A 13558-nucleotide genomic window follows, 5' to 3' on the forward strand; every position below is an offset into this window, starting at 1 on the left:
TCGCCGACAGACTGAATGGCCGACCGTGCGGCGGTCCTGGGTTCCGGGTTCCCCGCTGCGCGAGGCCCCGGAAAGACGATGCGGCCGCGGTGGCCTAGTCGACTCCGATCACGGCCAGCAATCGCGCCCGCTCATCGTCTGTATACGGAACAACCGGCCCGCGCCCCCAGACCGGATCGGGCCACAGACCGTCGTCGCGGCGGCGGCCGACCACATGGACATGTAGTTGCGCCGTCACATTGCCGATGGCGCCGACGTTCAGTTTTTCAACCGGACCCAGCCGCCGAACCATCGCCCCGGCCCGTACCGTCTCCTCCATCAACATGGACCGCTGTTCGACACTGAGGTCTTCCAGCTCCACCGCCCCCTCGACGCGCGGGATCAGGATCAGCCAGGGAAAGCGGGCGTCGTCCTGAAGCCGCACATGGCACAGCGGCCATTCGGCGGCGGCGAGGGAGCCCGCCTCGAAGGCGGGCGCGACGGAAAACCCCATCAGTTCAGGCCATAGATGACGCAGGCGCTGTCGGTCAGAGTCTGCAACGGCGGTTGCAGCGCCAGCCGCGCCGCCTCGATCTGGGCCTCGCTCGGCGCTCCACCTCCGGGCGGCGGAGGAGGAGGAGGAGGCGGGGGCGGCGGCGGCGGAGGTGCATAGGCCATGCGCGAACCCGTCACCACGATGTCGTCCACCATCGTCTCGTGCCCGCTCCCCGCGGCGTACGAAGGCCAGCCCGCCAGCACATCCGTCTGACAGACCCGCCCCGACGGATCGATGATCTTGACCCGCCCGAGGGTCGCGCCCGCATTGGTCGCCGCCGCCTCCGCCCGGCGGCGCGCATCCTTCATCGCCTCGGCCTGCAGATTGGCCTTCCAGCTGTTCTCCGGCTCCAGGTTGAAGTTCACCTGTCCGATCGACGTCGGACGCGAGGCCACGATGGTCGCATACACCCGCTCGATCAGGCGCACGTCGCGCACCGTCACATTGACCGAGGCGTCGGCCTGATAGCGGGCCACGCGGTCGGCGCGGGTGTTGTCGCGCATCACCCCGTTTTCGTCGCGGTACTGGTCATAGAGCGGCCGGGTGGTGACGCTGGTCTCGACCCGCACCTTGTCCGCGCCATAGGCCGACAAGGCCTGGCTCAGCGCCCGCACCTGATCGGCGGCGGCGCGCGAGGCTTCCGTCACGCTGCGGTCCACCGACTGGAAGCTGGCCGAGACGAAGGCGCGGTTGGCCTGGATCTCGACCCGCACCTGACCGACCGAGGCGATCACCGGATCGCGCATCCACCAGGGCGCGGGGATATAGCGGTCGCCGATCGTCGCGGGCGGCGTCTGAGCCAGCACAGGCGTGGCGACCGACGCCAGCAGCAGGGCGAAAGCGAATGAACGGCGCATCGAAATCCTCCGGTTGTCGCCGGACCTTCGCAAGCCTGACCAAGGCCGTAAAGCGAGGTTCTTGCGACAGCCGCGCGAGGGGTCTAGACCGCCCGCACGATTAATCCCCTTTCGCACACGCAATAAACGGAGACATCCATGGCTCGCGCGAAGATCGCCCTTATCGGCGCCGGCATGATCGGCGGAACCCTGGCCCACGTGGCCGCGCGCGAAGCCCTGGGCGACGTGATCCTGTTCGACATCGCCGAAGGCACCCCGCAGGGCAAGGCGCTGGACATCGCCGAGGCCTCGGCCGTCTTCGGCCAGGACGTGGCCCTGAAGGGCGCCAACGACTATGCCGACATCGCGGGCGCCGACGTCTGCATCGTCACCGCCGGCGTGCCGCGCAAGCCGGGCATGAGCCGCGATGACCTGATCGGCATCAACCTGAAGGTCATGAAGGCCGTCGGCGAAGGCATCAAGGCCCACGCCCCCGACGCCTTCGTCATCTGCATCACCAACCCGCTCGACGCCATGGTCTGGGCCCTGCAGAAGTTCTCAGGGCTCCCCAAGGAGAAGGTCGTCGGCATGGCCGGCGTGCTCGACTCGGCCCGCTTCGCCTATTTCCTGGCTGAAAAGACCGGCGTCTCGGTTCAGGACATCCACGCCTGGACCCTGGGCGGTCACGGCGACGACATGGTGCCGATGGTGCGCCATTCGACTGTCGGCGGCCTGCCCCTGCCGGACGCCGTCGCCGCCGGCTTCCTGTCGCAAACCGAACTGGACGCCATCGTCGAGCGCACCCGCAAGGGCGGCGGCGAGATCGTGGCCCTGCTGAAGACCGGCTCGGCCTTCTACGCCCCGGCTGAATCCGCCATCGCCATGGCCAAGTCCTATCTGCTGGACCAGAAGCGCGTTCTGCCCTGCGCCGTCTGGCTGTCGGGCGAATACGGTTTGTCGGACCTCTACGTCGGCGTCCCCGCCCTGATCGGCGCCGGCGGCGTCGAGAAGATCGTCGAGTTCACCACCAACGACGAAGAAAAGGCGATGTTCGAAAAGTCCGTCGCCTCTGTCCAGGGCCTGCTGCAAGCCTGCAAGGACATCGATTCCTCGCTGGCTTAAGCCGCGCGATGATCGAACGACGAAGGGCCTGCGGAGCGATCCGCAGGCCCTTTTTCTTTTCACTTCTCCCGTTGGGAGAGGGACATCATTGCGGTGGGACGTAGCCCATGCCTGCCGCAAACTTGGGCAGCAGTTGCAGCCAGACCGTCAGCGGATCCGCCAGCTGCGCCACGCCTTCGCCCGACAGCACGACGACATCGTACTGCACCGTCGCCGTCGGCGTTTCGGCGGCGGTGTGGAAGGCCTTCAGATAGCGATTGTCGCGGTTCCAGGCGTTGACCGCATCCAGCGTCGCGCCGGCGCCCGGTACAACGGCGCTGAACTGAACCTCTCCGCAGCCAGACGCCTCGCAGCCATAGAAGAAGACCGCCCAGGTCAGACCCGCATTGGTCACGGTGAAGAAGGTCAGGCCGTTCTCGGTCTGCACCGGCCCGACCCGCCCGCCCAGCCCGGTGATCCACGTCGCGACCTCGGCCGGCGTCAGCCCGCGACTGGCCGCAGCCGGCGCCGTTTGGGCGAACGCTCCTCCCGCCGTCAGCGGCGATAAGGTCAAAGAAAGGGCGGCGGCGAGGGCGAGACGGCGCATGGAAACACTCCGAGGGTCAGCCCTACCCTAGCCGTCAGTCGCGGACGTGCGCCAGCCAGTCCTTGCTCTGCATTTCGTTGAAGCGCGACACGGTGCGCTCGAACTCGAACGCCCCCACCCCTTCGGTATAGAGGGCCTCCGGCTTGGCCGCCGCCAGCACGATCAGCTTGGTCTTGGCCTCATAGAGGGCGTCCACCAGGGTCACCAGACGCCGCGCCTCGTGGTGGTTGGCCGAACTCAGGATCGGCACGTCTTCCAGGAACAGGGTGTGGAACCGCTGGGCGATGGCCAGATAGTCCTGCGGCCCCAGCGGCCTGGCGCACAGCTCCGCGAACGTCGCCCGCGCCATCGACCCCACGGTGCGCTTCACCACCACGTCGCGGCCCAGCACGGTCAGGTGCGCCGGTTCTTCCGGCTCACCCCCCTTCAGCTCGCGCCATAACGTCTCGAACGCCGCGCGGTCGTCCGGCGTGTGCCAGACCTGTGCCGAAGTCATCCGGTCCAGCCGCCAGTCCCGCGCCCCGGCCGTCTCCACGACCACGCAGCGCTCGCGGATGATGTCGATGAAGGGCAGGAAGAGCTGACGGTTGATGCCGTTCTTGTAGAGGTCTTCCGGCGCGCGGTTCGAGGTGATGGCCAGCACCACCCGATCCTCGAACAGGGCTTCGAACAACCGGCCCAGGATCATCGCGTCGGCGATGTCGGTGACCTGCAGTTCGTCGAAACACAGCAGCCGGGCTTCCGACGCGATCAGCTTGGCGATCGGCGGGATGGGGTCGTCGCCCTTATGGGTTCCGAACACGGCCTTGCGGGTCTTCGCATCCCCCTCGCGCCACTGTTTCACCAGATCGTGGATACGGGCCATGAAGGCGTGGAAGTGCGCGCGCGTCTTTCGCGGCTCGGGCGTCGCCGAATAGAACAGGTCCATCAGCATCGACTTGCCGCGTCCGGGCGGGCCGTAGAGATAGAGGCCCCGCACCTCCGGCGCCTTGCCGAACAGGCCGCGTTTGGCCAGATCGACCTCCAGCCGCTCCAGCGCCGTGATCACGCTCTCCTGCGCCGGATCGGGCGTCAGCACGCCCTCTTCCACGCGGATGTCGTAGGCGTTGCGGATACGGGAGGTCATGGGAGGACTGCTTAAAGCCCGGCACAGTGAAAAGCGATTGCTTCGCGGCTGCGAACGCCTAATTGCAGTCCCCACCACCACACAAAACGCGCTGAAGCCGCTCGGCCCCTCTGGCCAAGCGGCAACACGTCCGAAGGACAAGAAACATGGGTTATCGCGTCGCCATCGTCGGAGCCACGGGCAATGTGGGCCGCGAAATGCTGAACATCCTCGAGGAGTTGGAATTCCCCGTCGATGAAATCCACGCCATCGCCTCGCGCAAATCCAAGGGCGTCGAGGTCTCCTTCGGCGACAAGACCATCAAATGCCAGGACATCGAGCAGTTCGACTTCTCCAAGGTCGACATCGTCCTGATGTCCGCCGGGGGCGCAGTGTCCAAGGAATGGTCCGAAAAGATCGGCAAGGCCGGTCCCATCGTGATCGACAACTCCTCGGCCTTCCGCAAGGACGCCGACGTGCCGCTGATCGTGCCCGAGGTGAACCCGGACGCCATCAAGGACGCGACCAAGAAGAACATCATCGCCAACCCCAACTGCTCGACCATCCAGCTGGTGACGGCGCTGAAGCCGCTGCACGATGCGGCCAAGATCAAGCGGGTGGTCGTCTCGACCTATCAGTCGGTGTCCGGCGCCGGCAAGGAGGGCATGGACGAGCTGTGGAACCAGACCAAGGCCATCTATGGCCTGGGCGACGCCACGCCCAAGAAGTTCCCCAAACAGATCGCCTTCAACGTCATCCCCTACATCGGCTCCTTCCTCGAGGACGGCTCGACCGACGAGGAGAAGAAGATGTCGGACGAGACGCACAAGATGCTGGACCCCGACATCAAGGTCACCGTCACCTGCGTGCGCGTGCCCGTCTTCGTGGGTCACTCCGAGGCCGTGAACGTCCAGTTCGACCGCCCCGTCGAACCCGACGAGGCCCGCGCCATCCTGCGCGAGGCGCCGGGCGTGCTAGTCATCGATAAGCAGGAGCACGACGGCTATATCACCCCCGTCGACGCGGCCAGCGAACACGCCGTCTATGTCAGCCGCATCCGCAAGGACCCGACCGTCGAGAACGGCCTGAACCTTTGGGTCGTGTCCGACAACCTGCGCAAGGGCGCCGCCCTCAACGCGGTCCAGATCGCCCAGCTGCTGGACGAGACCGGCGTGATCAAGTCGTCGTCGGGATATCGTTCGATCACGGTCTGATCCTCACTTTCGTCATCCTCGGGCTTGCCCCGAGGACCGGATGTTGCGCCGCTGGTGCGAACGAGCGACGCATAGACGCCCGCCGCGCCCGATCCTCGGGTCAAGCCCGAGGATGACGGCAAGGGGGTGAAAGGAATACGCGCCATGAGCGCCACCCCCTCTCCCAACGACCCCCGCGCCGTCGGCACGGCCATCGCCTGCTACACCCTGTGGGGGCTTCTGCCGCTGCTGTTCATGGCGATGGCGGCGCACGGCTTCGGCGCGCCCGAAATCCTGGCGCACCGGGCGGTCTGGTCGGTCTTCGTTGCCGGCCTGGTCCTGCTGCTGGCCGGGCAATGGGGCGAGGCGCGCCGGGTGCTGGCCACGCCGCGCACCCTGGCTTGGCTGGCCCTGTCCGCGCTGCTGATCGGCACGAACTGGAGCCTCTACGTCTTCGCCACCACGCATCACGCGACGCTGGAGGCCAGCCTCGGCTACTATATCAATCCCCTGCTCAATATGGCGGCCGGTGCCGTGCTGTTCCGCGAGAAGATTGACCGCTGGAGCGCGCTCGCCATCGGTCTGGCCGCCATCGGGGTCGTGATCCAGACCATCGCCCTCGGGCATCTGCCGATCATCGGCCTGACCCTGGCCGTCACCTTCTGCGCCTATGCGGTGATCCGTAAGCGCGTGCCCGCCTCGGCCCAGACCGGGCTGTTCGTGGAATGTCTGGTGCTGCTGCCCATTGGCGCGGTCTTCCTGGCCTGGTTGACCACCCAAAGTCACGCGGTCGGGTTCGCCTCGCCCTCCGGCCTGATCTGGGCGCTGGTGAACGGCCCGGCGACCGTGATCCCATTGGCGCTGTTCGCCTGGTCGGCGCGGCGTCTGCCCCTGTCCACGGTCGGTTTCATCCAGTTCCTGGCCCCGACGCTGCAGTTCGCCTGCGGCGTCGCGACCGGCGAGCCGTTGACCGTGCTGCGGATCGTCTCCTTCGTCTTCATCTGGGCCGGCGCCGGCGTCTTCGCCCTGGCCGCCTTCAATCGCAGCCGCGCCGCACGCGAGGCGTTGAAGACCACGGCGGAACCGGCGTAGCCTTCGCCCACACGGAGGCGAGGCCATGACGACCGCCCAACCGGGCCCCTGCGAAGGCGGACAGGTCCACGCCGCCGCCGAACCGGCCCATCCGCTGTCGGCGGCGCGCAAACGCTGGGTGCTGGCCGCGACGGTGCTGGGCTCCAGCCTGACCTTCATCGACGGCTCGGCCCTGGGCGTCGCCCTGCCCGCCGTGCAGCGGGATCTCGCGGCCGGCACGGCGGCGGTGCAGTGGGTGTCGAACGCCTATCTGCTGACACTTGGCGCCCTGGTCCTGATCGGCGGCGCAGCCGGCGATCGGTTCGGCCGGCGGCGGGTCTTTCTGATCGGGGTCGCGATCTTCGCCCTGGCCTCTATCGGCTGCGCCCTGGCCCCCACCGTCCAGGCCCTGGTCGCCGGCCGGGCGATCCAGGGGATCGGCGCGGCCCTGCTGACGCCCGGCGCCCTGGCGGTGATCGGCGCGACCTTCCCGCCCGAGGAGCGGGGCAAGGCCTTTGGAACCTGGGCCGGGTTCGGGGCCCTGACCGGCATGGTCGGGCCGCTGATCGGAGGATGGCTGGCCGACGCCGCCGACTGGCGCGCCATCTTCTGGATCAACGTCCCGCTGGCGATCCTGACCGCCGTCGTGACCCTGGCCGCCACGCCCGAGAGCCGCGATCCGGACGCGCGCGGTCTGGATGGTCTGGGCGCGGTTCTGGCCGTCGCCGGACTGGGCGCCCTGACCTGGGCCCTGACCGCCGCGCCCGACCTGGGGTTCGCATCGCCCGTCATCCTCGCCGGACTGATCGTGGGCGCGGCGCTGCTGGCCGCCTTCGTCTGGGCCGAAGCGAGCCAGACCCATCCGATGATGCCGCTGGACCTGTTTTCGTCCTCGGTCTTCAGCGGCATCAACCTGCTGACCCTGCTGCTCTATTTCGCCCTGGGCGGAGCGATGTTCTTCCTGCCCTTCGATCTGATCCGGGTTCACGGCTGGAGCGCGACCGAGGCCGGCGCCGCCATGCTGCCCTTCGCCGCCGTCATGGGCCTGTTGTCCGGCTTGGCGGGACGCGTCGCCGATCGGTTCGGCGCGCGTCTGTCGCTCAGCGTCGGGCCGGCTCTGGCCGGGATCGGACTGGCGCTCCTCGCCGTGCCTGCGCCGGGCGCCGGCTATGTCGACGGACCGCTGGCGGGCATGACGGTGCTGGCGATCGGCATGACCCTGGCGGTCGGGCCGCTGACGGCGACGGTGATGGGGGCGGTCAAGGCGGGCCACACCGGTGTGGCCTCGGGCGTCAACAATGCGGTGGCGCGCGTGGCCAGCCTTCTGGCCGTGGCCCTCCTGGGCTTGGTGCTGTCGGCGGTTTTCGCCGGCGTCGCCAATCTGCCTGACGCGCGCGCCCAGCTGGCGCAGGTCATGTCGGGCGGCGAGATTATGCCCGCCGTCCGAGACGCCTTCCACGCGGCCTTCCGAGCCGTGATCCTGACATGCGCCGGCTGCGCGGGCTTGGCCGGCCTGATCGGCCTGCTGACCGCGCCCGGCCCTGTTCAGAAGGCGGCGTAAAGCGCGTCCAGCAACCGCTTGGGCCGAGGGTCGCCGATCAGGTGCGGCGACTGGCGCGTCATAACATAGGCCGCCGACAGCTTCCGCGACGGATCGGCCATGGCCATCGACCCGCCCCAGCCATAATGGCCGAAGGCTTCGTTCGGCCCGAACACTTTGAGCCCGTCATTGCGCATCAGACCGGCCGCCCAGCTGATCGTATAGGGCAGCACCTTGTCCGGCCCGTGGATGCGCTCGCGCGTCATCTGATCCAGCGTCCCCGCCGACAGCACCGACCGGCCGTCCAGCACGCCATTATTGGCCACCACGCCCAGCATCTTCGCCAACCCCAGGGCCGTGCCGTGCAGATTGGCCGACGGAATCTCCATCTCGCGCCAGGCCGCCGAACCCCGTCCGCCCGGCGCCGAGCCGCGATCCAGGAAGGCCGCCTGTTTGATCGGATCGATGGCCCCCAGGCTGGGCGCCGCCGTGGGTTTGCGCATCTGCGCCACCCGTCCATGCTCGCTTTCGGGCAGGCCGATCCACAGGTCCAGATCGGGAAAGTCCTGGCGCAGCGCCTGGCCCATCGTTCGTCCGGTCGCGCGGCGATAGACCTCGTTGGCCAGATAGCCGACGGTGATCGGGTGATAGCCCGAGGCCGTGCCCGGCGCCCACATCGGCGCCTGGGCCGCCAGACGCGCCAGAACCGCGGACACGTCGAACCAGATCGTCGGATCGACCGCCTCGGAAAAGCCCGGCAGACCCGACTGGTGGCTCATCAGCTGGGCGACGGTGACCTCCGCCTTGCCCGCCGCGCCGAACTCGGGCCACAGCGAGGCGACCGGCTGGTCATAATCGATCTGCCCGGCCTCGACCGCGCTCGCCATCAGGATGGCCATCACCGCCTTGCCGGTCGAAAACACCGAGGTCAGGGTCGTGTCGGTGAACGGCGTCGTCTTGGCCGTATCCGCATGGCCCGCCCACAGATCGACGACCGCCTCGCCCTCGACCAGCACGCTGAACCGCGCCGCCTGCTCGTTCAGCCCCTCGGGCGCCGCGGTGAAGTTGGCGGCGAACGCCTCGCGCACGGCCTCAAAACCGGGTGCGCAGACGCCGTGAATGTCGATGAGATCGGTCATAGGCCGGTCCTAGCGCGCCCATCGCTCACGAAAAAGGCCTCCCGCCGAAACGGGAGGCCTCAAATCGTTCGATCCGTCGACAGGATCAGGCGGCGACGACCTCGGTGGCCTGTTCGGCCAGGATGGTCAGGCCTTCGCCGTTCACGTCGGCGAAACCGCCGTGCACGTCGTACTGTATCTTCGAGCCGTTGTTATAGACGGTCACCAGGCCCTCGCGCAGGGCGGTCATGAAGGGCGCATGATCCGGCAGAACGCCGAAGTCGCCCTCGACGCCCGGTGCATCGACCTGGTCCACGAGGCCCGAGAAGACCTCGCGTTCCGGCGAGACGAGAGAGAAGTTCAGCTTGCCGGCCATGATCAGGCTTCCGACGCCATCTTCTCGGCCTTGGCGACGGCCTCTTCGATGGAGCCGACCATGTAGAAGGCGGCTTCAGGCAGGTGGTCGTAGTCGCCGGCGACGATGCCCTTGAACGAACGGATCGTGTCTTCCAGCGAGACGAACTTGCCGGGCGAACCGGTGAACTGCTCGGCCACGAAGAAGGGCTGCGACAGGAAGCGGCTGATCTTGCGGGCGCGGGCCACGACCAGCTTGTCCTCTTCCGACAGCTCATCCATGCCCAGGATGGCGATGATGTCCTTCAGGCCCTTGTAGGACTGCAGGACTTCCTGGACCGAACGGGCGACGTTGTAGTGCTCTTCGCCGATGACCAGCGGGTCCATGATCCGCGAGGTCGAATCCAGCGGGTCCACGGCCGGGAAGATGGCCTGGGCGGCGATGTCACGCGAGAGAACCGTTTTGGCGTCCAAGTGGGCGAACGAGGCGGCGGGCGCCGGGTCGGTCAGGTCGTCGGCGGGGACGTAGATGGCCTGGATCGAGGTGATCGAGCCCTTCTTGGTCGAGGTGATGCGCTCTTGCAGGTTGCCCATCTCGGTGGCCAGCGTCGGCTGATAGCCCACGGCCGAGGGGATGCGGCCCAGCAGAGCCGACATTTCCGAGCCGGCCTGCGTGAAGCGGAAGATGTTGTCGACGAACAGCAGAACGTCCTTGCCCTCTTCGTCGCGGAAGTATTCCGCCTGGGCCAGGCCGGTCAGGGCGACGCGGGCGCGGGCGCCGGGGGGCTCGTTCATCTGGCCGTAAACCAGGGCGCACTTGGAGCCCTCGGTCGAGCCGCCGTTCTTGGTCGGGTCCACGTTCACGTTGGACTCGATCATCTCGTGATACAGGTCGTTGCCTTCGCGGGTGCGTTCACCCACGCCGGCCAGAACCGAATAACCGCCGTACGCCTTGGCGATGTTGTTGATCAGTTCCTGCATGGTGACGGTCTTGCCCACGCCGGCGCCGCCGAACAGGCCGGTCTTGCCGCCCTTGGTGTAGGGGCACATCAGGTCGATGACCTTGATGCCCGTGACCAGGATTTCCGACGAGGTCGACTGCTCTTCGAACGACGGCGCCTCGCGGTGGATCGGGCGGTACAGGTCGGTCTTGATCGGGCCCTGTTCGTCGATCGGCTGACCGACGACGTTCATGATGCGGCCCAGGGTGCCGGGGCCCACGGGCGCCTGGATCGACGAACCAGTGTCGGTCACGGGCTGGCCGCGCGTCAGGCCTTCGGTCGTGTCCATGGCGATGGTGCGGACCATGTTCTCGCCCAGGTGCTGGGCGACTTCCAGCACCAGGGTGAAGGGCTCGCCCGTCTTCTGGTCGACGTTCTGGGTGTGCAGGGCGTTCAGGATCGCCGGCAGTTGGCCGTCGAACTCGACGTCGACGACGGCGCCGATGACCTGGGCGATCTTGCCCGAGCCGGCGACGTTGACAGGAGCGGAGACCGCAGCGGCCTTGGCGGCGGCGGGCTTGCGGGCTGCGGGTTTTTTGGGGGCGACGGTGTCGGTCATGGTTGGGGTCCGTATCGGAATGTCTGTTCGGTCGGGATCAGAGGGCTTCGGCGCCGGCGATGATCTCGATCAGCTCGGTGGTGATCTGGGCTTGGCGCTTGCGGTTGTACTGCAGCGTCAGGGCGTTGATGAGATCGCCCGCATTGCGCGTCGCGTTGTCCATCGCCGCCATCTGCGAGCCGAAGAAGCCGGCCTGGTTCTCGTACAGGGCGGCCAGGATCTGGGTCGTCAGCGCGCGCGGCAGCAGGGTTTCCAGAATTTCCTCTTCGGAGGGCTCGTACTCATAGACCGCCCCGTTCAGGTCGATCGGCGCCGCATCGCCATCGACCACGGCAGGGATCAGCTGCTTGCCGGTCGGGACCTGCTGAATCACCGACTTGAACTGGCTGTAGAACAGGGTGACCACATCGGCCTGACCCTCTTCGAACGCCGTGGCGATCATTTCGGCGACCGGCTGGGCCGACGGCAGGCCGACCGTCTTGTGGTCCGACAGTTCGAAGGTGTGGATCACCTTGTCGCCGTACAGACGCGCCAGCTGATCGCGCGACTTCTTGCCGACGGCGATGATCTTCACATCCTTGCCGGCGTTGATCAGGCTGTTGATCCGCTCGCGCGCGGCGCGGATGACGTTGGTCGAGAAACCGCCCGCCAGACCCTTGTCCGCCGTCGCCACCACGATCAGGTGGCGTTGGTCCTGACCCGTGCCAGCCAACATCTTCGGCGCGTCGGCGCCCGAGACGCCGGCGGCCAGATTGGCGATGACCGAGGCCATCTTCTGCGCATAGGGCCTGGCGCTTTCGGCCTGGTCCTGGGCGCGCTTCAGCTTGGCCGCGGCGACCATCTGCATGGCTTTCGTGATCTTCTGCGTGGCTTTCACGCTTCCGATCCGATTGCGCATTTCCTTGAGGCTGGCCATCCGGCGCTTACTCTCTCAGCTTACCAGACGGGTTCAGGCGAAGGTCTTGACGAAGGCGGCCAGGATGTCCTTCAGCTCGGCTTCGAGGTCCGAGGTCAGGTCCTTCTTGGTGCGGATGCCTTCAAGCAGCGACGCGTGGTTCGCATGGATGCGCGCCAGCAGTTCCTTCTCGAAACGGCCCACGTCGCCGACCGCGATGCCGTCGATGTAACCGCGCGTGCCGGCGTAGACCGAGACGACCTGTTCTTCCATCGCCAGCGGCGAATACTGCGGCTGCTTCAGCAATTCCGTCAGACGAGCGCCGCGCGCCAGCAGCTTCTGAGTCGAGGCGTCGAGGTCCGAGCCGAACTTGGCGAAGGCGGCCATCTCGCGATACTGGGCCAGCTCGCCCTTGATCGAACCGGCGACCTTCTTCATCGCCTTGGTCTGGGCCGACGAGCCGACGCGCGACACCGAGATGCCGACGTTCACGGCCGGACGGATGCCCTGATAGAACAGGTCCGATTCCAGGAAGATCTGGCCGTCGGTGATCGAGATCACGTTGGTGGGGATGTAGGCCGAAACGTCGTTGGCCTGGGTTTCGATGATCGGCAGGGCGGTCATCGAGCCCGAACCGTAATCTTCGTTCAGCTTGGCCGAACGCTCCAGCAGGCGGCTGTGCAGGTAGAAGACGTCGCCCGGATAGGCTTCACGGCCGGGCGGACGGCGCAGCAGCAGCGACATCTGACGATAGGCCACGGCCTGCTTGGACAGGTCGTCATAGACGATCAGGGCGTGCATGCCGTTGTCGCGGAAGAACTCGCCCATGGCGGTGCCGGCGAACGGGGCCAGGAACTGCAGCGGGGCCGGCTCCGAGGCGGTGCAGGCCACGACGATCGTGTACTCCAGCGCGCCCGACTCTTCGAGGGTCTTGACGATCTGGGCGACGGTCGAACGCTTCTGACCGATGGCGACGTAGATGCAGTAGAGCTTGGCGCTCTCGTCGTCGGTCTTGTTGACGTTCTTCTGGTTCAGGATGGTGTCGATGGCGACGGCGGTCTTGCCGACCTGACGGTCGCCGATGATCAGCTCGCGCTGGCCGCGGCCGACGGGGATCAGGGTGTCGATGGCCTTCAGGCCGGTCTGCATCGGCTCATGGACCGACTTGCGCGGGATGATGCCCGGCGCCTTGACGTCCACGCGGCGGCGCTCGGTGAACTCGATCGGGCCCTTGCCGTCAATCGGCTCGCCCAGCGGGTTGACGACGCGGCCCAAGAGGCCACGGCCGACCGGCACGTCCACGATCTCGCCCAGGCGGCGCACGTCGTCGCCCTCGGCGATGGCGGCGTCGGCGCCGAAGATCACGGCGCCCACGTTGTCGCGTTCCAGGTTCAGGGCCATGCCCTTCACGCCGGCCTTGGTGAACTCGACCATTTCACCGGCCTGGACATTGTCCAGACCGTGGATGCGGGCGATGCCGTCGCCGACCGACAGCACGCTGCCGACGTCGGAGACATCGGCTTCGACGCCGAAGTTGGCGATCTGCGACTTGAGGATGGCCGAGATTTCAGCGGCGCGGATGTCCATGACGGGCTCTCTGTTCTTCAGTCTTCTGCGGGTGCGCCGTTCAGGCGCGCATTCGT

13 protein-coding genes are annotated in these 13558 nt (G+C 67.2%); 4 read left to right on the forward strand and 9 right to left on the reverse strand.

Going from position 1 to position 13558, the window contains the following annotated elements; genetic code table 11:
• Nucleotides 1-94: 94 nt before the first annotated feature.
• Both HNP47_RS12220 and HNP47_RS12225 read right to left on the reverse strand, forming a co-directional pair.
• The gene (locus tag HNP47_RS12220; protein WP_184279813.1) at nt 95-493 is read right to left on the reverse strand and encodes an HIT domain-containing protein; all 399 of its coding nucleotides are present in this window, start codon (nt 491-493) and stop codon (nt 95-97) included.
• Nucleotides 493-1392, reverse strand: a complete 900-nt coding sequence (locus HNP47_RS12225; protein ID WP_184279814.1) for an SIMPL domain-containing protein — start codon at nt 1390-1392, stop codon at nt 493-495. The genes HNP47_RS12220 and HNP47_RS12225 overlap by 1 nt, the downstream gene beginning before the upstream one ends.
• A 138-nt stretch (nt 1393-1530) precedes the next feature.
• Between HNP47_RS12225 and mdh the strand changes: the two genes are divergently transcribed.
• Nucleotides 1531-2493 (forward strand): malate dehydrogenase, encoded by a 963-nt coding sequence (mdh, locus tag HNP47_RS12230; protein ID WP_184279815.1) that lies wholly within the window; start codon nt 1531-1533, stop codon nt 2491-2493.
• An 85-nt stretch (nt 2494-2578) separates the two neighbouring features.
• Here the strand turns inward: mdh and HNP47_RS12235 are convergent, their stop codons facing one another.
• Both HNP47_RS12235 and zapE read right to left on the reverse strand, forming a co-directional pair.
• Entirely contained in the window at nt 2579-3079 is a 501-nt protein-coding gene (locus HNP47_RS12235; RefSeq protein ID WP_184279816.1) for a YbjN domain-containing protein, read from the reverse strand.
• Between the two features lie 34 nt (nt 3080-3113).
• A complete protein-coding gene (zapE, locus tag HNP47_RS12240) occupies nt 3114-4205 on the reverse strand; it encodes a cell division protein ZapE (protein ID WP_184279817.1) in 1092 nt (363 codons plus the stop codon).
• Nucleotides 4206-4351: 146 nt separating this feature from the next.
• On the opposite strand from zapE, the gene HNP47_RS12245 reads away from it, so the two are divergent.
• The 3 genes from HNP47_RS12245 to HNP47_RS12255 all read left to right on the forward strand — a co-directional run bounded on the left by HNP47_RS12245 (nt 4352) and on the right by HNP47_RS12255 (nt 8009).
• The gene (locus tag HNP47_RS12245; protein WP_184279818.1) at nt 4352-5398 is read left to right on the forward strand and encodes an aspartate-semialdehyde dehydrogenase; all 1047 of its coding nucleotides are present in this window, start codon (nt 4352-4354) and stop codon (nt 5396-5398) included.
• A 144-nt stretch (nt 5399-5542) separates the two neighbouring features.
• Nucleotides 5543-6469, forward strand: coding sequence for an EamA family transporter RarD (gene rarD, locus HNP47_RS12250; protein WP_184279819.1), 927 nt, complete (start codon nt 5543-5545; stop codon nt 6467-6469).
• A gap of 25 nt (nt 6470-6494) precedes the next feature.
• Complete coding sequence (locus HNP47_RS12255) at nt 6495-8009, forward strand: DHA2 family efflux MFS transporter permease subunit (protein ID WP_184279820.1); 1515 nt, start codon at nt 6495-6497, stop codon at nt 8007-8009.
• On the opposite strand, the gene HNP47_RS12260 is transcribed toward HNP47_RS12255, so the two are convergent.
• From HNP47_RS12260 to atpA, 5 genes are all read right to left on the reverse strand, one after another.
• On the reverse strand, nt 7994-9127 hold the full coding sequence (locus HNP47_RS12260) for a serine hydrolase domain-containing protein (RefSeq protein ID WP_184279821.1): 1134 nt from the start codon (nt 9125-9127) through the stop codon (nt 7994-7996). The two genes, HNP47_RS12255 and HNP47_RS12260, sit on opposite strands and share 16 nt — an antisense overlap.
• A gap of 85 nt (nt 9128-9212) precedes the next feature.
• Nucleotides 9213-9482, reverse strand: coding sequence for an ATP synthase F1 subunit epsilon (locus tag HNP47_RS12265; protein WP_184279822.1), 270 nt, complete (start codon nt 9480-9482; stop codon nt 9213-9215).
• A gap of 2 nt (nt 9483-9484) precedes the next feature.
• Entirely contained in the window at nt 9485-11020 is a 1536-nt protein-coding gene (gene atpD / locus HNP47_RS12270; protein ID WP_184279823.1) for a F0F1 ATP synthase subunit beta, read from the reverse strand.
• 37 nt (nt 11021-11057) lie between these two features.
• On the reverse strand, nt 11058-11936 hold the full coding sequence (locus HNP47_RS12275) for a F0F1 ATP synthase subunit gamma (protein ID WP_174086486.1): 879 nt from the start codon (nt 11934-11936) through the stop codon (nt 11058-11060).
• A 33-nt stretch (nt 11937-11969) separates the two neighbouring features.
• Nucleotides 11970-13502 (reverse strand): F0F1 ATP synthase subunit alpha, encoded by a 1533-nt coding sequence (atpA, locus tag HNP47_RS12280; protein ID WP_039243850.1) that lies wholly within the window; start codon nt 13500-13502, stop codon nt 11970-11972.
• Between the last annotated feature and the right edge of the window lie 56 nt (nt 13503-13558).

It is taken from the genome of Brevundimonas vesicularis, from assembly GCF_014204545.1.
Taxonomy (GTDB): Bacteria; Pseudomonadota; Alphaproteobacteria; order Caulobacterales; family Caulobacteraceae; genus Brevundimonas; species Brevundimonas vesicularis_B.